Origin of the sequence: Paraburkholderia susongensis (genome assembly GCF_900177725.1) — a bacterium.
Lineage (GTDB): Bacteria > Pseudomonadota > Gammaproteobacteria > Burkholderiales > Burkholderiaceae > Paraburkholderia > Paraburkholderia susongensis.
Map to the genome: position 1 here is coordinate 33,545 of NZ_FXAT01000017.1, position 18,502 is coordinate 52,046.

Annotated in this window: 12 protein-coding genes; 5 read left to right on the top strand and 7 right to left on the bottom strand. The window is 66.3% G+C overall.

All coding sequences use genetic code 11. From position 1 onward, the window contains the following. Positions 1-76 precede the first annotated feature (76 nt). From glgB to B9Z01_RS31260, 4 genes are all read right to left on the bottom strand, one after another. Positions 77-2,287 (bottom strand): 1,4-alpha-glucan branching protein GlgB, encoded by a 2,211-nt coding sequence (gene glgB / locus B9Z01_RS31245; RefSeq protein WP_085489415.1) that lies wholly within the window; start codon positions 2,285-2,287, stop codon positions 77-79. Next, the gene (gene treS, locus B9Z01_RS31250) at positions 2,280-5,747 is read right to left on the bottom strand and encodes a maltose alpha-D-glucosyltransferase (RefSeq protein ID WP_085489416.1); all 3,468 of its coding nucleotides are present in this window, start codon (positions 5,745-5,747) and stop codon (positions 2,280-2,282) included. Before treS ends, glgB begins: the two co-directional genes overlap by 8 nt. Continuing rightward, entirely contained in the window at positions 5,744-9,196 is a 3,453-nt protein-coding gene (locus tag B9Z01_RS31255; protein ID WP_085489417.1) for a maltotransferase domain-containing protein, read from the bottom strand. The genes treS and B9Z01_RS31255 overlap by 4 nt, the downstream gene beginning before the upstream one ends. A 519-nt stretch (positions 9,197-9,715) precedes the next feature. Continuing rightward, positions 9,716-10,378, bottom strand: a complete 663-nt coding sequence (locus B9Z01_RS31260; RefSeq protein WP_085489418.1) for a DUF1345 domain-containing protein — start codon at positions 10,376-10,378, stop codon at positions 9,716-9,718. A gap of 386 nt (positions 10,379-10,764) precedes the next feature. Here B9Z01_RS31260 and B9Z01_RS31265 point away from each other — a divergent pair, with 386 nt between their 5' ends. From B9Z01_RS31265 to B9Z01_RS31280, 4 genes are all read left to right on the top strand, one after another. Then, a complete protein-coding gene (locus B9Z01_RS31265; RefSeq protein ID WP_085489419.1) occupies positions 10,765-11,400 on the top strand; it encodes a sugar dehydrogenase complex small subunit in 636 nt (211 codons plus the stop codon). Between the two features lie 78 nt (positions 11,401-11,478). Then, positions 11,479-13,080 (top strand): GMC family oxidoreductase, encoded by a 1,602-nt coding sequence (locus B9Z01_RS31270; protein WP_085489420.1) that lies wholly within the window; start codon positions 11,479-11,481, stop codon positions 13,078-13,080. Between the two features lie 20 nt (positions 13,081-13,100). Next, positions 13,101-14,519, top strand: coding sequence for a cytochrome c (locus B9Z01_RS31275; RefSeq protein WP_085489421.1), 1,419 nt, complete (start codon positions 13,101-13,103; stop codon positions 14,517-14,519). 280 nt (positions 14,520-14,799) lie between these two features. Then, a complete protein-coding gene (locus B9Z01_RS31280) occupies positions 14,800-15,537 on the top strand; it encodes a metallophosphoesterase (protein ID WP_208626335.1) in 738 nt (245 codons plus the stop codon). 75 nt (positions 15,538-15,612) lie between these two features. Here B9Z01_RS31280 and B9Z01_RS31285 read toward each other — a convergent pair whose 3' ends face one another. Together B9Z01_RS31285 and B9Z01_RS31290 are read right to left on the bottom strand one after the other, a co-directional pair. Further along, complete coding sequence (locus B9Z01_RS31285) at positions 15,613-16,314, bottom strand: RES family NAD+ phosphorylase (protein WP_085489423.1); 702 nt, start codon at positions 16,312-16,314, stop codon at positions 15,613-15,615. Next, positions 16,311-16,748, bottom strand: a complete 438-nt coding sequence (locus B9Z01_RS31290) for an MbcA/ParS/Xre antitoxin family protein (RefSeq protein WP_085489424.1) — start codon at positions 16,746-16,748, stop codon at positions 16,311-16,313. The genes B9Z01_RS31285 and B9Z01_RS31290 overlap by 4 nt, the downstream gene beginning before the upstream one ends. A 113-nt stretch (positions 16,749-16,861) precedes the next feature. Between B9Z01_RS31290 and B9Z01_RS31295 the strand changes: the two genes are divergently transcribed. Next, entirely contained in the window at positions 16,862-17,578 is a 717-nt protein-coding gene (locus B9Z01_RS31295) for a hypothetical protein (RefSeq protein WP_085489425.1), read from the top strand. Between the two features lie 29 nt (positions 17,579-17,607). Here B9Z01_RS31295 and B9Z01_RS31300 read toward each other — a convergent pair whose 3' ends face one another. Next, the gene (locus tag B9Z01_RS31300) at positions 17,608-18,459 is read right to left on the bottom strand and encodes a LysR family transcriptional regulator (protein WP_085489426.1); all 852 of its coding nucleotides are present in this window, start codon (positions 18,457-18,459) and stop codon (positions 17,608-17,610) included. Between the last annotated feature and the right edge of the window lie 43 nt (positions 18,460-18,502).

The window sequence follows — 18,502 nt, forward strand, 5'->3', positions numbered from 1 at the left end:
CAAAGCCCGGGTTTTCATGAAACGGGCGCGCGGCGCATGTTCTCGCGCGCCGTGCGCCCGTGGTACGGCAGGTTCGTCAATCCGCGCGCAGCACGATCGTCGCGAGCGGGGGCAGCGTCAGCGCGGCGGAGTGCGGGCGGCCGTGGCTCGACACATGGTCGGTATGAATCAGGCCGCCGTTGCCCATGTTCGAGCCGCCATACACGCTCGCATCGGTGTTCAGCACTTCGCTCCAGCGTCCGCCGCGCGGCATGCCGATGCGGTAGCCGACGCGCGGCACCGGCGTCATGTTGCAGATCACGACGAACTCCTGGCCGGCGCCGTCGGTGCGGCGATACGCGAACACGCTGTTCGCGCTGTCGTCGCCGATCAGCCATTCGAAGCCGCCCGGCTCGCTGTCGAGCAGATGCAACGCGGCCTCGTCGCGGTACAGATGGTTCAGATCGCGCACCAGCAGTTGCACGCCGTGATGATTCGGGTCGTCGAGCAGATGCCAGTGCGGCGAGCCGTCGTGATCGAACTCCGCCATCTGGCCGAATTCGCCGCCCATGAACAGCAGCTTCTTGCCAGGATGTGTCCACATGAAACCGAAGTACGCGCGCAGGTTCGCGAAGCGCTGCCATCTGTCGCCGGGCATCTTGCCGAGCAGCGAGCCCTTGCCGTGCACCACTTCGTCGTGCGAGAGCGGCAGCACGAAGCGCTCCGAGTACGCGTACACCATGCCGAACGTCATGTTGTGGTGATGGTATTGGCGGTAGACCGGGTCTTCGTGCATGTAGTGCAGCGTGTCGTGCATCCAGCCCATGTTCCACTTGAAGTCGAAGCCGAGGCCGCCGTCTTCGACGCGCGCGGTCACGCCCGGCCATGCGGTCGATTCCTCGGCGATCGTGATCGCGCCGGGTGCGCCAGGCACATAGCGGACCTCGTGATTCAGCCGCTTCAGGAACGCGATCGATTCGAGATTTTCGCGGCCGCCGTAGATGTTCGGCACCCACTCGCCGGCCGCGCGCGAATAGTCGCGATAGAGCATCGACGCGACCGCATCGACGCGCAGTCCGTCGACGTGATAGCGCTTGAGCCACGCGAGACCCGACGCGACCAGGAACGCGCTCACCTCGTTGCGGCCGAGGTTGTAGATCATCGTGTTCCAGTCCTGGTGATAGCCCTCGCGCGGATCGGCGTGCTCGTAGAGCGGCGTGCCGTCGAAATCGGCGAGGCCGTGCGCGTCGTTCGGAAAATGCGCGGGCACCCAGTCGAGCAGCACGCCGAGCCCAGCTTCATGCGCGCGGTCGACGAAGCGCGCGAACTGCTCGGGCCTGCCGAAGCGCGCGGACGGCGCGAACTGCCCGAGCGGCTGATAGCCCCACGAGCCGCCGAACGGATGCTCGGCGATCGGCATGAACTCGACATGCGTAAAGCCCATGCTCTTCACGTACGGAATCAGCCGCTCGGCGAGTTCTTCCCAGTCGAGGCCGCGCTGGCCCTGCTCGGCGATGCGCAGCCACGATTCCGCGTGCACTTCGTAGATCGTGATGGGCGCGCGCACGGTCTGCTTGCCGCCACGCGCCTCGAGCCAGTCGTGATCGGTCCACGGAAACTGCTCGACCTCGTCGACGTGCGCGACGACCGACGCGGTGCCCGGCGGCTTTTCGGTCTGCATCGCGCAGGGATCGGCCTTCAAGGGCAGCGGATGGCCGTCGCGCGACAGCAGTTCGTACTTGTAGCGCGCGCCGGGCCCGACGCGCGGCACGAACAGCTCCCACACGCCAGCCTGATGACGCAGCCGCATCGGATGACGGCGGCCGTCCCAGGCATTGAAGTCGCCGACGACCGACACCCGCCGCGCGTTCGGCGCCCACACCGCGAAGCGCACGCCGGGCACGCCGTCGATGTCCATGGGCCGCGCGCCGAGACATTCGAGCACCGCATAGGGATCGCCGCGCGCGAGACGCTCGAGCGGTTCGTCGCCGAGCACGGGGCCGAACGAGTAGGTGTCCTCCACTTCCTGCACGACGCCATGCCAGTCGATCCGCAAGCGGTACGGCGCCGCGGACGTGACGCGGCCCGCGAACAGCCCCGCGCGCAAGGGTTCGAGTTCGCCGAGCGTCGCACCATTGGCGCGCGAAATCACGCTGACGTGCGCGGCGTTCGGCAGCAGTGCGCGCACGACCGGCCCAGCGTTCGTCTGATGCAGGCCGAGCTGCGAGAACGGATCGGGGTGGCGCGCTTCGACGAGCGCGTCGATATCGACAGGCTGAAGGCCGGCGGCCGCATCATGCTCACTCATAGTCGCCCTCGGCCGGGTTGGGCGGCGTGGCGGCGCCAGGCGCCTGGGTTGACGGGCTGCGGTTCTTCGGCGTGCCGGTGTCGCCGAGCATGCGGCTCGCGAGCGCGGCGAGGCCGCGCACCGGCAGGCTGAGCCACGTCGGACGATTGGCCGCCTCGTAGCGAATCTCGTACGCGGCCTTCTCGATCAGGAACAGGTCGAGCAGTGCCTGCTCGGACTCGGGCGCGACGAGCGGGGTTGGCGCTTCGGCGACGGCCGTGCGGTATTCGGCGAGGAACGCCGTGGTCGCGTGCGCACGGAACCGCTCGAACAGCGCGCGCTTGCGGTCCGCGGTTTGTTGCGGCGCGCTTTCGGTGGTCGACTGCGCGGCGGCGCTCGCATACGACAGCGAACGCATGAGACCGGCCACGTCACGCAATGGGCTCGACTTCTGACGGCGCTCTTCGAGCGAACGCGCGGGTTCGCCTTCGAAGTCGATCAGATAGGCGTCGCCCTGCGCGACCAGCACCTGGCCGAGATGGAAGTCGCCGTGGACGCGGATGCGCAGCGCGGCCGCATCCGCGGGGACCAGCTTGTCGACCGCTTCGACGAGCGCGGCGCGGCGGTCGATCAGGCTTTGCGCGAGCCCCTTCGTGTCCGGATCGCTCATCTCCGCGATGCGCGGTGCGAGCAGATCGAGCGCGCTCGCGAGCATCGTCTGCGTCGCGTCGACCCACGACTTCACCTGTTTGGCGTCGGCCGGCTCCGGCGCGAATGCGGGGTCGGCGGTTGGTGTTGCGAGCGCGACATGCAACTCGCCGAGCCGTTTGCCGATGATGCCGGCGAGTTCGCCGTAACCGTCGATCAGGATCACTTCGTTGGCACGGTCCGGCACGGTCTGCGTTTCGGTATCGATCGCAATCGCGAGTTCGTCGACCGAGCGGCGCAGATAATCGAGCGACCAGTTCCACGCATCGCCCTGATTGTCGATGTAGCCCTGCAGGATCGCGAGCGTATGCGGCACGCCCTCGGGATCGACGCGCACCACTTCGCCGAAGAGCGGCGCGGTGTTCGCATAGCCGAGCTGGGTCAGATAGCGGCTGATTTCCGCCTCCGGATGAATGCCGCTCACGAGCCGGCGCACGAGCTTGAGCACCGCGGCATCGGCGACGATCAGCGAGCTGTTGCTTTGCTCGGCCGCGAGCCAGCGAATCTCGGGCCGCTCGCCGAGATGGTCGAGTTCGGCGAAGCGCTCGGTGGGCAAGAACCTGATCTCGCTCTTCTGCACGGTCGGCACGACGGCGCGTTCGCGCAGCTTGCGCAACACGTTATGGGCGAAGATCGGCAGCGAGAACGCGTCGGTCAGGTGGCCGACGTTGCGGCCGCGCCGCACGCGCGCAAGAGCCAGTTGCAGGAACAGCGGCGTGGTGGTGTCGCTGCCCCACGTGATCGCGATCGGCACTACGTAGCGCTCGGTGTGATTGCCGACATCCACTTCGATTTCGGTGAACGCGAAGCCGCCGTTCGGAATCGTGGTCAGCGCGGCGAGCCGCACCGCTTGCATCTTCTGATCCTTCGACGCGAACCAGCGGCGCCGGCTTAGCCACGAAGGCAGCACTTCCGATTCGAGCAGCCGCACGTTCTCGGGCGTCGGGCCGGTCTGGCCTTCGCGGATCACGATCGTCACGAATTCGGGCAGCGGCTCCGAATGCGCCTGCGCCCAGGTCGGACGCTGGCTACTCGTGCAGAGCAGGAACCACAGGAAGCCGTACGGCGGGAACGTGAGCAGATAGGTGAGCTGGCCGATCGCGGGGAACACCGAATCGGCGGTCATTTCGATCGGCACCGTGCCGTTGAATTCGGACAGATCGAGTTCGACGGCCTGCGGTGCGCGCGAGAGGTTCGCGACGCACAGGATCGGCGGCTCGCCCGGCATCTCGCGCAGATACGCGAGGATCTTGCGGTTTTCCGGCTTCAGGAAGCGGATCGTGCCGCGCCCGAAAGTCTGCTTCGAGCGGCGCGTCGCGAGCATGCGGCGCGTCCAGTTCAGAAGCGAATGCGGGTCGCGGCTTTGCGCTTCGACGTTGACCGCGTCGAAGCCGTACAGCGAACCCATCACCGGCGGCAGCACCAGCTGCTCAGGGTCGGCGCGCGAGAAACCGCCGTTGCGGTCCGACGACCATTGCATCGGCGTGCGCACGCCGTCGCGGTCGCCGAGATGGATGTTGTCGCCCATGCCGAGTTCGTCGCCGTAGTAGATGACCGGCGTGCCCGGCATCGACAGCAGCAGCGAATTGATGAGTTCGATGCGGCGGCGGTCGCGCTCCATGAGCGGCGCGAGGCGGCGGCGAATGCCGAGATTCAGGCGCGCGCGGCGATCGCTCGCATAGGTGTTCCACAGGTAGTCGCGCTCGGAATCCGTGACCATCTCGAGCGTCAGCTCGTCGTGATTGCGCAGGAAGATCGCCCACTGGTTCGATTCGGCGAGGTCCGGCGTCTGCTTCATGATGTCGGTGATCGGAAAGCGGTCCTCGCTCGCAATCGACATGTAGATGCGCGGCATCAGCGGAAAGTGGAATGCCATATGGCATTCGTCTTCGTTGCCGAAGTACTCCTTCACGTCTTCGGGCCACTGGTTCGCTTCGGCGAGCAGCATCCGGTTCGGGTATTCGGCGTCGATGGTCGCGCGAATCTTCTTCAGGACCGCGTGCGTCTCCGGCAGGTTCTCGTTGTTCGTGCCTTCACGTTCGACCAGATACGGTACCGCGTCGAGCCGCAGCCCGTCGATGCCCATGTCGAGCCAGAAGCGCATCACATGCAGCACTTCTTTCATCACCGCCGGGTTGTCGAAGTTCAGATCGGGCTGATGCGAATAGAAGCGATGCCAGAAATACGCGCCCGCGACCGGATCGTGCGTCCAGTTCGACGGCTCCGAGTCGATGAAGATGATGCGCGTTCCCTGATATTTCTGATCGGTGTCGGACCACACGTAGTAGTTGCGATAGTTCGAGCCGGGCTTCGCGCAGCGCGCGCGCTGGAACCACGGGTGCTGATCCGACGTGTGGTTGATGACCAGTTCGGTAATCACGCGCAGGCCGCGCGCGTGCGCTTCCTGAATGAAGCGCCTCACGTCCGCGAGCTGCCCGTAGTCGGGATGCACGTTGCGGTAATCGGCGATGTCGTAGCCGTCGTCGCGGCGCGGCGACGGATAGAACGGCAGCAGCCAGATCGCGTTCACGCCGAGTTCGGCGATGTAGTCGAGCTTCGCGATGAGGCCGGGGAAATCGCCGACGCCGTCGTTGTTCGCATCGAAGAACGATTTGATGTGCACCTGATAGATGATCGCGTCCTTGTACCAGAGCGGATCGTCGCTCAGCGTGGCCGGCTTGCCGCGCCGGCGCGTATGTGCCTTGGCCGTGCTGCCGGTGGCAGCGGCCGTATGCGCCTGTTGCGCGGTGGGGGCGGAATCGTCACGCTTCATGTCGCACCTTCCATAAAGGTTGGGTTGCCAGCGTCTGCGTGATAAGCGCTGTCCGGATCGTGGCCGGTCTCGTCCGGACGTTCAGCGGGCAGACCGCCGAGCGGCGCGATGCGCCAGATCGAGAACGGCTGCCCCGAGCCGAGTTGCACGTGTTGCCAGCGTCCGTGCCATTCGAAGCGCGCGCCGGTCATCTGGTCGACGACTTCGAGCGCGCCGTGATCGTGCAGATGCCAGCGCTGGAACGTGTCCCACGACAGCTCGATATCGGCGCCCTGTTCGTTGAACGGATCGAGATTGATCGCGACGACGATCACGTTGTCGCGCGCCTCGGTTGCCTTCTCGAAGAACAGGATGTTGTCGTTGTGCGCGGTAAGGAAGGTGAGGCCGAGATGCGATTGCAGCGCCGGGTTCGCCCGGCGGATGCGGTTCAACGCGGTGATCTCGCCGACGATGTTGCCGGGCCGGTTCCAGTCCCACGCGCGCAACTGATATTTTTCGGAGTCCAGATATTCTTCGCTGTTCGGCAAAGCGGCGGCCTCGCACAACTCGAAGCCGTTATACACGCCCCACAAACCGGCCAGCGTCGAAGCAAGCGCGGCGCGAATCAGAAAGCCCGTGCGTCCCTGCGATTGCAGATGCCGCGGGTTGATGTCCGGCGTGTTGACGAAGAAGTTCGGCCGATAGAAATCGCGCGCGCCGGTTTGCGTGAGTTCGGTCATGTATTCGATGAAATCGCGCTTCGACTCGCGCCACGTGAAGTACGTGTACGACTGCGAGAAGCCGATCTTGCCGAGCCGGTTCATCATGCGCGGCCGCGTGAACGCTTCGGCAAGGAAGATCGCGTCGGGGTGGCGCGCGCGCACGTCGGAAATCATCCACTCCCAGAACGGCAGCGGCTTCGTGTGCGGATTGTCGACGCGGAAGATGCGCACGCCCGCGTCGATCCAGAACAGGATCACGTCGCGCAATGCGAGCCACAGGCCGGGTTTGGCGTCGTGCGCATAGAAGTCGGGATTGACGATGTCCTGATACTTCTTCGGCGGATTCTCAGCGTAGCGCAGCGTGCCGTCGGGGCGCCACGCGAACCACGTCGGGTGCGCCTTCAGCCACGGGTGATCGGGCGAGCATTGAATCGCGAAGTCGAGCGCGATTTCGAGGCCGTGTTCGTGCGCGGCGGCGAGCATCGCCTTGAAGTCGTCGAGCGTGCCGAGTTGCGGATGCACGGCGGTGTGGCCGCCCTCGGCCGCGCCGATCGCATACGGGCTGCCCACGTCGCCGGGCTGCGCGGTGAGCGTGTTGTTGCGGCCCTTGCGGTTCGCGAGGCCGATCGGATGGATCGGCGGGAAGTACAGCACGTCGAAACCCATGTCGCGGATGCGCGGCAGTTTCGCCGTCACGTCAGCGAAGGTGCCGTGGCGCGCTTCGTCGTCGCTCATCGAACGCGGGAAGATCTCGTACCAGCTTGCGAAATGCGCGGCCGTGCGTTCCGCGTCGATCTTGTAGATCACCGGATCGCGGCTCAGAAACGGGCGATGGCGCGCGGCGGTCATCGCGCGCGCGGTGGCCGGCGCGAGAATCAGCGCGAGCTTCTGTTCGGGGTCCGCCTTCGTGAAGTCCCGCACGATCCGCTCGAGCGGTTCCTTTTCCGAGTTCTCGCCTGTTTCGACTTCGGCGAGCACGAGCGCGAACAGGTGCGCGGCTTCATCGAGTTCGATCTCGACGGTCTGGTTCGCCTTGAGCTTTTTCTCGATGTGCTCGACGAGCGACGCGAATTCGTCGCGCCACGCGATCACGGTGAACTCGTAACGGCCGATCCGTTCGAGCGGAATGCGCGCGCTCCACAGATCGAGCCCGGCGGGCGGCGCGGGCGACATCAGCACTTCGTGCCAGGCGGTTTCGTCGGCGGCGCGCCAGAGCACGGCGGCCGCGATCTTGTCGTGACCCTCCGCGAAAATCGCCGCGCCGATTTCGGCGCGTTCGCCGACGCTGCGCTTGGCCGCAAAACGCCCATGCTCGACCGACGGCGACACGCTTTCGATCGCGACGCGCGGCGCCTCGATCGCCTCGAGCACGCTCTTGTGGCCGCTGTGTTTGCTGCTGGTCTTGTCGATCGGCGGTGCAAGATAGACCGGCTTCTCCGCGAACGCGCGCAACAGCCGCACTGCGCCGGGCGCGAGCGCGAACGGCGTGAGCGCTTCGGGCTGCGCGTGGCCGTGCGCATCGAGCGGCGCGAAGCGCGTGAAGCTGCCCGGCACGCCCGTGAGGAAGCGCGCGGGATCGACGCGCACCGGCGTGCCGAGTTCGGGATTGGCGACGATCAGGACGGCCTCGCTCGCATCGCGCAGATCGGCGCGATCGGCACGCAACAGGACCGCGGCCGGTGCGCCGGGCCCGGAGAGCGGGCGCAACTCACCGTTGGCGTGCAGCACGGGCGTGTTGCGCGCGATGTCGTTGGCCTGCGTGATCGCGGCCGTGAGGTCGAAGCGCCGCGCTTGCGCCGCGAGCGCGAATTGCGCGGCGTCGCCGCGCGTTTGCGACATCGGCTCGGCGATGCCGTATTCGAAGCCCATCGGCATCATCCAGCCGCTGCCGAGCGCAACCGACGTGAGCAGCGCGCGCCGGTACGCCCGCTCGACGATGGCGGCGTCGTGCACGTCGCCGAGGTCGGCGGCGAGCCGCGTGCCGTAAGGCGCTTCGGGGAAGGCGACCGGCGCGCCGACGCGTGCGAGTGTCGCGTGTTCCTCGGCCATCCAGCTCGAACGGAAGTCCCACCAGCGCACCGACGAAAACGAGCTGTCGAAACCGGCGTGTTCGAGCGCGGGCAGATCGCCGCGCGCGAGGCCCGGCGTGGCGGCGAGAAAGCGTACGTGCGCGTGCTTCGCGCGCACCGCGTCGCCGAGATGGCGCCATACGGCCGCGGGCACGCGATGCGGCGAATCGAAACGGAAGCCGCCCACGCCGGCGTCGGCGAGCGCGAGCAATTGCTGCGTCCACCAGACGGTCAGCGCGGCGCTACTCGCCGGCGCGTCGAAATTCGCATAGGCGACGTTGTCCTCGCGATGCACGTGGCGCGGATCGAGCCGCGCTTCGTCGGATTCCCGCGCGTGGAACCAGTCGGGATGTTCGGCGTAGAGCGTGCCGTCGGCGGCCATGCGGTCGATCACGAGATCGGCCAGCAAGGTCAGGCCGTTGCGGCGCGCGGCATCGGCGAGCATGCGGATGGCGTCGTGGGCGGGCTGCTTCGCCTCGAACACCGGATGCAGCCGAGCATGATTGCCGACCACCTGCCCGTGGCCCGCCTGGCCGGGCGCGAACAGTCCGCCGATCAACGCATGATCGAAGCCCAGCGCGGCCGCGTGGGCGAACTGTGCGGGCCAGGCATCGAGCGGCCCGACGAGGGGAGAGTGAAAAAAATAAATCCGCGGCGCGTACCCGTTTGGAGATTCCATCGGTCGTTTCCAGAGTTGTCCTGCTGCGGTGTGGATGCAATTGACATGCGATCACAGCGCTCATTGGGCTTCCCGGGCTGGATACCGCGCAATGCGTCAGCGAGGGCGCGTACTGGTCAAATGTAGTGCATAGATCGTCATGTCGCAGGCCAGTCGAGGGTGCTTTGACGCCAGGCGCGAGTCGCGCGGGGCTGGTCAGCACTCCTCGCGGGATGGAGCAAACGCTGTGCCAATCAAGGCGGACAGCGGGTGGCACGAGGCCGGGGAAGGCCAGGGAGAGAGGCGGGTGCGTGCGCGGAAGGAATGCGCGCAGGAAGGCGCCGCGCGGCGCAGCAGGCGTGGCATGCGGGTTGCGCGGCCTTGCGCGGGGCGTTGGCGTGTAAAACGGGCGGGTGCGGTCCGGGTTTTACACAGGGCGGATGAGCGGCGCGGCGCACGCCGCAAAAAGCGAAGCGGCGGCGCGTTCATACCGCGTTCATACCGCGCTTATATCGTGCTCATACCGTGTTCAGCCAGCGCTTACGATCCAAGCAACCCCGCCGCGATATTCACGCACAAGCCGAGCACGGCGACGTTGAAGTAGAACGACAGGATCGATTGAGCGAGCGTCGCGCGGCGTATCGAGCGCGAGCGCAGCACGACGTCGGATGTCTGAGAGGCGACCGCGATTGTGAACGAGTAGTACAGAAAGTCCCAGTAGTTCGGCATGAGGTCGTGGTCGGGAAACAGCAGCGCGGTTTCGCGCGCGTCGGCGTCGTAGTAGAGCCGCGCGTAGTGCAGCGCGAAGATCGTCGGAATCAGGAACCATGCGCCGATCATCGTCAGGCCCGTCAGCAGGTAGTGCCATGCGGTCGACGCGCCCGCCGTGCCTTTCGCCGACGCGAGCTCCAGCACGATCGCGGCAATGCTCGCAACCGTCGCGAGACAGATCACGAACAGCACGACGCCCGCGTTCTCGTCATCGCGCCGCGCGTATTCGCGCACGCGGTGTTCGTCGGCGAAGGCCATGTGCACCCAGATCATCAGCAGGTAGCTCCAGATGGCCGCGTCCCAGCCGATCAGCGCGCGCGCCATCGAACTCGTATGTCCCGGCACGAGATACGCGACGACGATGCCGACCGCGAGGCCGATCATCGTGCGCGGACGATTGCGAAGAACCTGCGGATAGTATTTGATGGGCATGGAATGTGAGTGGACGGCGGTTAGTGTCGCGGATTCTACTCGCGCCTCGGCGATCATTTGTCGAATCGGTGGGTCACAGGCTATAGTTTTTCGTAGCGGCCTTGCACGCCGCTTTCGGTTGAAAGGCGATTGGCAGAAACCGGCACCCGGGCGGCTTGCCGCGTATGACGGCGCAACGGGCGCCGTCATACGGCTGTCATCGCGAGTCTGCATGCGGCGCGGCGCGCGCAACATGCAGTAGCGGTGCGTGCGAGCAGCGCGTGAACACGAGACCGCTCAAGCGGCGCAAGACCAGGTTTGGGGAAGAGCAACCGAAGCGGCACGCGAACGGCAGAACGCCTTTGCTGCACCGCCCGTTGAGAACGACGCATCATCTGGAGTTCCCCATGACAGATGTTCCTGAGAATAACGATGCGCACCGCGACGTGACGCCCCGGCACCGGGCAACGTCTCATCGCAGCGTGACGCATCCCCCAGGCATGCCTCTCCCGTTTTCGGCTTCGCGCAGGGCCTGGGTGCTCGGCTCGTGCGCGGCGGCGGCAGCGCTCGCGTTTGCAGGCGCGAGCCGCCCGTCTTCGTGGCTATCGTGGATCTCTCCCGCGTTTGCCGATACGCCGCCCGCGGGCGGCGGACTCGACGCCTTCCTCGCGCTCTCGCAGCGTCTCACCGGCCGCAGCAGCTTCGACGCCGTGCTCGGCAAACGTGTCTACGACGCGCTCGGCCATTCCAACAGCCAGTTCGCGCAGAACGTCGCCGCGCTCAACACGTGGCTGCAAGCTCATGGCGGCGTGCCGTCCGACACCGTGACGCAGGCACTGCAGACCGACCAGCCCGCGCTCGCGAAATCGGTCGACGCGATCATGCGCGCGTGGTATCTCGGCCTTGTCGGCGATGCACCGCACATCGAGGTGGTCGCGTATGAAAAAGCGCTGATGTTCGAACCGGTAAGCGACGTGCTCACGATTCCGTCCTACTGCCGCGACGTACCGTTCTACTGGACGCAGAAACCGGCGTCCGCCTGAGCGGCGTTCCGCCTGCGCGCGTTGCATCGTTTGAACCGGTGTGACGGCGCAGCAGCAAGGGCACAGAAGAGGGCAACAATGGCAAACACAAATTCCGCCGATATCGTCGTGATCGGCTCAGGCGTCGCCGGCAGTCTGGTCGCTCATCAACTCGCGCTCGCCGGCGCGTCGGTGATGCTGCTCGAAGCGGGCCCGCGCATTCCGCGCTGGCAGATCGTCGAGAACTTCCGCAACTCGCCGGCCAAGTCCGATTTCGCGACGCCGTATCCGTCGACGCCTTATGCGCCGCATCCCGAGTACTCGCCCGCGAACAACTATCTGATCCAGAAGGGCGATTATCCGTACAACTCACAGTATGTGCGGCTCGTCGGCGGCACGACGTGGCACTGGGCGGCCGCCGCGTGGCGGCTGCTGCCGTCGGACTTCCAGTTGCACAAGCTCTACGGCGTGGGACGCGACTGGCCGTATCCGTACGAAACGCTCGAGCCGTGGTATCAGGCGGCCGAGGTGCAGCTCGGCGTATCCGGGCCCGACAGTTCGATCGACCTCGGCTCACCGCGCTCGCAGCCGTATCCGATGCAGCCGTTGCCGCTCTCGTACATGGACCAGCGTTTCAGCGACGTGCTCAACGCGCAGGGCTTCAAGGTCGTGCCCGAGCCGGTCGCGCGCAACAGCCGTCCCTACGACGCGCGGCCGACCTGCTGCGGCAACAACAACTGCATGCCGATCTGCCCGATCGCCGCGATGTACAACGGCGTGATCCATGCGGAGAAGGCCGAGCAGGCCGGCGCGAAACTGATTCCCGAGGCCGTCGTGTACCGTATCGAAGCGGACAACAAAGGGCTCATCACCGCGGTCCACTACAAAGACCCGAACGGCAACAGCACGCGTGTCACCGGCAAGCTGTTCGTGCTCGCGGCGAACGGCATCGAAACGCCGAAGCTCATGCTGATGTCGACGTCCGACAAATTCCCGCACGGCATCGGCAATAGCTCCGATCAGGTGGGCCGCAATCTCATGGACCATCCGGGCACGGGCGTCACGTTCCTTGCCAACGAGCCGCTGTGGCCCGGCCGCGGTCCGATGGAGATGACCTCGATCGTCAACTTCCGCGACGGCGCGTTCCGCTCCGATTACGCGTCGAAGAAACTGCATCTGTCGAACGGCGTGCCGACCATGGGCGTGACCGCCGATCTGCTGAAAAAAGGCGTGACCGGCGCGGAGCTGGACCGGCAGATTCGCGACCGCGCGGCGCGCACGCTGAACATCAACAGCTTTCACGAGCATCTGGCGGAGCCGCAGAACCGCGTCGTGCCGTCGGCCGATCACAAGGACGCGCTCGGCATTCCGCAGCCCGAGATCTACTACTCGATCAACGACTACGTGAAGAAGAGCGCCGCCAACACGCACGAACTCTATGCGCAGATCGCAGCGCTGTTCGGCGGCACTGAAATCTCTTTCGACGATACCTTCGCGCCGAACAATCACATCATGGGCACGACGATCATGGGCAGCGATCCGGCGAATTCGGTCGTGGACGCGGACTGCCGCACGCACGATCACTCGAACCTGTTCATTGCCAGCAGCGGCGTGATGCCCACCGCGGCCTCGGTGAACTGCACGCTGACGATCGCGGCCTTGTCGCTGAAACTGGCCGACAAGCTCAAGCGTGAAATCTGAGCCCTGACCGGAGAGCCACCATGCTGAAGAATTCCTCTCGCGCGCAGCCGGACCCTGCGCTCAGGCACACCATGCCGCGCCGCCGCTTGGGCGGCGCGGCGCTGGCGGCGGCGTTTTCGCTGTTCGCGTTGTCGATTGCGTGGCACGAGGCGCATGAGCCGGGCGTGCCAGCGAGCGATGATCTGCCGATCACGCAGGCCCGCGCCGACGCCGCCGCGCAAGCGCCCAACGCCGCGCCCGCCGGTTCGGCCGCGAGCGATCTCGTCAAGCGCGGCGAGTACCTGACGCGCGCCGCCGATTGCGCGGCCTGCCATACCGCCGACAAATCGCGTCCGTTCGCGGGCGGCCTGCCGATCAGCACGCCGTTCGGCACGATCGTGACGCCGAACATCACGCCCGACCCCGACACCGGCATCGGCCAATGGAGCGACGCCGACTTCATGCGCGCGATGCACGAAGGCATCGGCAAGAGCGGCGAGCGGCTGTACCCGGCGTTTCCGTACACGGCGTACACGCGCGTGACCGAGCAGGATGTGCTCGCGATTCGCGCGTACCTGAATACGCTCACGCCGATTCACTACACGCCGCCCGCCAATAGCCTCAAGTTCCCGTTCAATCAGCGCTGGCTCATGATGTTCTGGAACATGTTCAATTTCACCGAGGGCCGCTTCGTTCCCGATCCGAAGCAGAGCGCCGAATGGAATCGCGGCGCGTATCTGGTCGAAGGGCTCGCGCATTGCGAGGAATGCCATACGCCGCGCAATTTCATGCAGGGCCTGAAGACGAGCGAGCGCTTCTCCGGCGCGGTGCAGGCCGGCTGGCATGCGTTCAACATTACGTCGGACAAGGTGAGCGGCGTGGGCGACTGGCGCGACGACGAACTCGTCGCGTATCTGTCGACCGGCGCGGCGCCGGGACGTGCGAACGCGGCGGGTCCGATGGGCGAGGTGGTTGCGAACAGCACGCAATTTCTGACGCCGGTGGATCTGCGCTCGATCGTCGTCTATCTGCGCTCGGTGCCGGCCGTGAGCGGCGGCGAGACGCGCCCGCGTCACCAGTGGGGCAATCCCGCCGACGACGTCACCGCGTTGCGCGGCACCACGATCACCGGCGTGAACGGCGCGCAGCTTTTCCTCGCCAATTGCGCGACCTGTCATAGCTGGACCGGGCAGGGCGTGGGGGCGAGCGCGCCGGGGGCGTATCCGTCGCTGATTCATAACACGACGGTCGGCGCGAGCAGCGCGAACAATCTGGCGATGGTGATTCTGCATGGCGTCGATCGCACCACCACGCACGCGGACGTGCTGATGCCCGCATTCGGCGACCATCTCGACGACGAGCAGATTGCCGCCATCACGAACTACGTGACGAAGCAGTTCGGCAACCCGCAGGCGACGATCACGGCCGGGCAGATCGCGAAGCTGCGCACGCAGCAGTGACGCGCAGTGACGCCGCGCGGACACGATCAGAACGCTGCGATAGCGGTGCAACGAGGCCGCAATGGAGTCGTAGTGAAGCCGTAATCACGCGGGAATGAAGCCGCAATAATGCGGCAGCCACCGTGACCGTCAGAACGGCGCAGCTCCGGCTAGGTACGCCGCGAATGCACCGTTCTGGTGTCGGTTTTGTGTCGTTTCATGCCAATTTCGCCAGTCCGCGTGCAACGATACGATAGGCACCGCGCATACGCATTCCCGTCTGCCGCATTATCATGAGTGGATGGATTCCGTACCCGTCAACTTCGTCCAGCATCATGCAGCCAACGAGAGCGGCCGCGATTTCGTGGTCGGCGATCTGCACGGCTGCGTCGATGCGCTGCGTTATCTGCTGCGTCAGATCGCGTTCGATCCGGCGCGCGACCGGCTTTTTTCGGTCGGCGATCTCGTGGATCGCGGCGAGCATTCCGAGCAGGCGCTCGCGCTGCTTGCGAAGCCGTGGTTTTTCGCGGTGCTCGGCAATCACGAGGACACGCTGTGCGCGGTCGTCGATGGCCGGTTGCGGCGGCAGTGGTGGTACGGCATCGGCGGCGCGTGGGCGGCGGATGTGCCCGACGAGCGCCTGCGCCAGTACGCGGAGCATCTGCGCACGCTGCCGCTCGTGCGCGTGATCGGCAGCGGCAAGGCGCGCATCAATATTCTGCATGCCGAATTTTTCGGCTCGGACGCCGAACTCGATGCGGGGAATTTTTCCGCCGAAACGCGCCAGCAACTGCTGTGGGGGCGCGAACTCGTGTTGGGCAACGGCGATCCGCTGCGGCAACGCGGGCTTTCGCTGACCTACTGCGGCCATACGCCAGTGCGCGACATCACGCAGATCGGCTCGCAGGTGTTCATCGACACCGGCGCGTTCGGGCCCGACGGCAAGCTCACGATCGTGCAGCCGCAGGCGCTGCGGCGCTGGTCGATCTCGGTCGAGGAAGCGCGCGCGGAAGGGGCCGCGGCGCTCGCGTTGCCCTGAATCTTCCAGGCCAGGCCTGGCCTGGCGCGCTGCGCGCTGTGTTCAGCCTCCTGCCTTTTCCCCGCTGTGTCAGCTTCAACCCACCTGGTTGAGTTCGAACACCATATCGACGGTCGCGCCGTTCCAGTTGTATTCCAGATACGCCGCGTGATGGCAGTCGCGCAACAGCGTCGTGCGAAACGCGGCGAGGCATTCGCCCGCGCTGTCGCGCACCGACGGATAAGCGATGCCCGGCGCCCCCGCTTCGCGCACCGCCCGCCCGAGCGCCTGGCCGGCCAGATAGTCGTGCGGCGACAGCACGGCGGGGTCGAGCGCGGCGTCGTGGCGCAGGTCGACCACCGTGCCTTGCGCGGCCACGGTGTAGAGACGCATCTGCTGACGCATCGGCGGCTCGGCGGTCGCCTCCAGAAATTTTCCGGTGTGATAGCGCGTTTCGGCGATCGCGGTGGCGCGCGAGCGCGCGCAGTAGAACACGCCGTAGGTGCCGTCCGAAAAGCGGCTGCCAAGCGGATTCAGATGCGTGAGCGCGGCCATGATCGGCCCGTAGCCGGGCCCGAAACGGCGTTCTTCGAGCGGTATGAGATCGAGTTCGCCGACCTCGGTGCGCAGGCGGTCGTTGGTCATGGCTTCGAGCGCGTAGAGCGCATCGAAATCTTCGGGCGAAGCGACCCGGTCGAACAGATTGACGGCCGGAAAGCGCGTCGGAATCACGCGATACGCGGGCGACCAGTCAAGCGCGGTGCTGGTCCAGCGGTCCTTCCAGTGCGGTTGTGTCACGCCCAGCCGCCTCGCATCGCGTCGAGATACTGGCGCACGGCCACGAGGTCGCTGATATTGCCCGCCAGCAGGCGGTCCAGCGCGCGCCGGCCGCCGAACGGCGGCGCGCTGTTGGGGCGTTTGATCCAGGTATCGGCGGCGCTCGGCTGCGGCAGCAGGATCTGCAGCGCCTTGTAGATGCCGAGCAGCAGGGACAGGCGCTCCAGCGTGTCGCGCGCGAGGCGGGCCGTCTCGGGCGACGCCTTCCATTTGAAGAACGTGGAGCGGCCCGGTGAGCCGAGCAGCACGATCTGCTCGTCGGCGTTCAGGTTCCAGTCGCGCGCGATGTTGAAGAACGCGCGCAGACCCGCGGCGGACATTTGCGTGAGCGTGGGTTCCGGAATGGGGCGCCGTAACGGCGCTTCGGACGGAGTGAGGCGAGCAGCGTGAGCCATGATCGGGTAAGTCCCTATGTGTACTTTAAACTGATATTAGTCCATAAATGGATTTTTGCAAGAGAATATAATCCCGGCTCGTTTTTACAGTCGTCGATCAGGAGAAGCAGGAGATGCGGGTTCGAGCAGTAGCAGCGGCGCTGGCCGTGTGGTGTATGTCGGAAGCGGCCATGGCGGCGGGTTATACGGAAGTGTGGAATCCGCCCGAGGCGAGTGCGCATGTCGCGAAAGGGGCACGGAAAAAGCCGGTGGAGGCGACGAAAAAGGCATCGGGTGGCAAAGCCGGCGCCAAGGCCGGCGCCGGCGTGCAGGCGAAGCAGGCGGCGAGCGTTCGGCACGGGGCGCCGCACGGTGTGCCGGGTAGTGCGGCGTCTGGCAGCAAGCTCGCGGTGCATGGCGGCGGCGCGAAAAAAGTCGCGGCGAGCGGCGGGGCGGGGAGCGTGAAGAGTGGCGCGAAGAGTCGGCCGCAGGGCGGCATGAAGGCTGCGGCTGCTGGCAAGACCCGAACGCATTCGACCATGACCGCGCAGGCTGCGAAGCGGCCCATGCAACCGCATGCGCAACTCGTCGAGACGAAACCCGCTCAGGGCAAGGTGATGCGTGCGAATTTCGCGCCGGGCCATACGGCGCGTCCGCATGCCGCCAAGGTTGCGGCGAAGCCGGCGGTTTCACACCCGAATTCCCACCCGAATTCCCACCCGAATCGGGCTACGCCCGCCGCGCAGATTACGCCGGCTGCGTCCGCAAACGTTAGCGGCATCGCGCCGATGGGCGCTGCCGCCGATCCGGCGACCGCCCGCAGCGGCTCGCTGCCGCCGATCATCCACTGAGCCGCTTACACGATACGGCGGCCGACGCGTTACCCCGTCGCCAACCCATTCGCCAGCAAGCGCAGCGTTTCCGCCGAGCGCGCCTCGCGCACCCGCGAATGCAGCGTTACGCGCGATTCCGGCAGCGTCGGCAAGCCGAGCCGCGCACCGACGTCGACGAGACCGTGCGGCGCAACCCGGCGCGCGAGCGGCGATACGGCGAGCCCCGCCGCCACCGCCGCCCCAACGGCGGCCACCCCGCCGCCGACAAAAACCTCCTGCCACTCAACGCCCGCCGCCGCCAGCGTGCGCAGTGCGACGTCGCGCACGTTGCACGGCGGGCTCAGCAGCGCCAGCGCCAACGGCTCGCCGGCGCGCGGCAGCCAGGCGGGCGTGGCGAGCCAGCCGAGCGGCTCGCTGAACAGCGTCTGCGCATCGTCGCGGGACGGCTCGTCCGCGCCATAGCGGACGATCGCCGCGTCGAGCCGGCGCTCATCGAATTGCGCGAGCAGCGCCGCCGACGTGCCCATATGCAGCTCGATCACGAGACCCGGATCGTGCGCGTTGAGCCGCCCGAGCAGCCGCGGCAGATCGGGCCCCGCGACATGCTCGCTGAGCCCGAGCACGAGCCGCCGCCGTTCCACCGACAGCGCGCCCAACGCGCGCTCGTGCGCGTTCAGCAGCTCGCGAGCCGCGCCGAGAAACGCGTTGCCGTCGGCGGACAGGCGCACGACGCGCGGCGTGCGCTCGAGCAACTGCTTGCCGAGATGTGCCTCCAGCCGCTTCAGCTTCAGGCTGACGGCCGATTGCGTGGTATCGAGCGCATCCGCGGCACGCGTGAAGCTGCGCAGATCGGCGACGAGAACGAACGCCCGCACCGCATCGAGATCGAGCACTTTCATTTCAGATGGATATGGATGAAATAGTCGAAGATATCTGTTTATT

What these genes read in the sequence shown, in the direction of transcription:
- glgB (WP_085489415.1), bottom strand. Translation starts at nt 2,287, where the DNA reads ATGAGTGAGCATGATGCGGCCGCCGGCCTTCAGCCTGTCGATATCGAC.
- treS (WP_085489416.1), bottom strand. Translation starts at nt 5,747, where the DNA reads ATGAAGCGTGACGATTCCGCCCCCACCGCGCAACAGGCGCATACGGCC.
- B9Z01_RS31255 (WP_085489417.1), bottom strand. Translation starts at nt 9,196, where the DNA reads ATGGAATCTCCAAACGGGTACGCGCCGCGGATTTATTTTTTTCACTCT.
- B9Z01_RS31260 (WP_085489418.1), bottom strand. Translation starts at nt 10,378, where the DNA reads ATGCCCATCAAATACTATCCGCAGGTTCTTCGCAATCGTCCGCGCACG.
- B9Z01_RS31265 (WP_085489419.1), top strand. Translation starts at nt 10,765, where the DNA reads ATGACAGATGTTCCTGAGAATAACGATGCGCACCGCGACGTGACGCCC.
- B9Z01_RS31270 (WP_085489420.1), top strand. Translation starts at nt 11,479, where the DNA reads ATGGCAAACACAAATTCCGCCGATATCGTCGTGATCGGCTCAGGCGTC.
- B9Z01_RS31275 (WP_085489421.1), top strand. Translation starts at nt 13,101, where the DNA reads ATGCTGAAGAATTCCTCTCGCGCGCAGCCGGACCCTGCGCTCAGGCAC.
- B9Z01_RS31280 (WP_208626335.1), top strand. Translation starts at nt 14,800, where the DNA reads ATGGATTCCGTACCCGTCAACTTCGTCCAGCATCATGCAGCCAACGAG.
- B9Z01_RS31290 (WP_085489424.1), bottom strand. Translation starts at nt 16,748, where the DNA reads ATGGCTCACGCTGCTCGCCTCACTCCGTCCGAAGCGCCGTTACGGCGC.
- B9Z01_RS31295 (WP_085489425.1), top strand. Translation starts at nt 16,862, where the DNA reads ATGCGGGTTCGAGCAGTAGCAGCGGCGCTGGCCGTGTGGTGTATGTCG.
- B9Z01_RS31300 (WP_085489426.1), bottom strand. Translation starts at nt 18,459, where the DNA reads ATGAAAGTGCTCGATCTCGATGCGGTGCGGGCGTTCGTTCTCGTCGCC.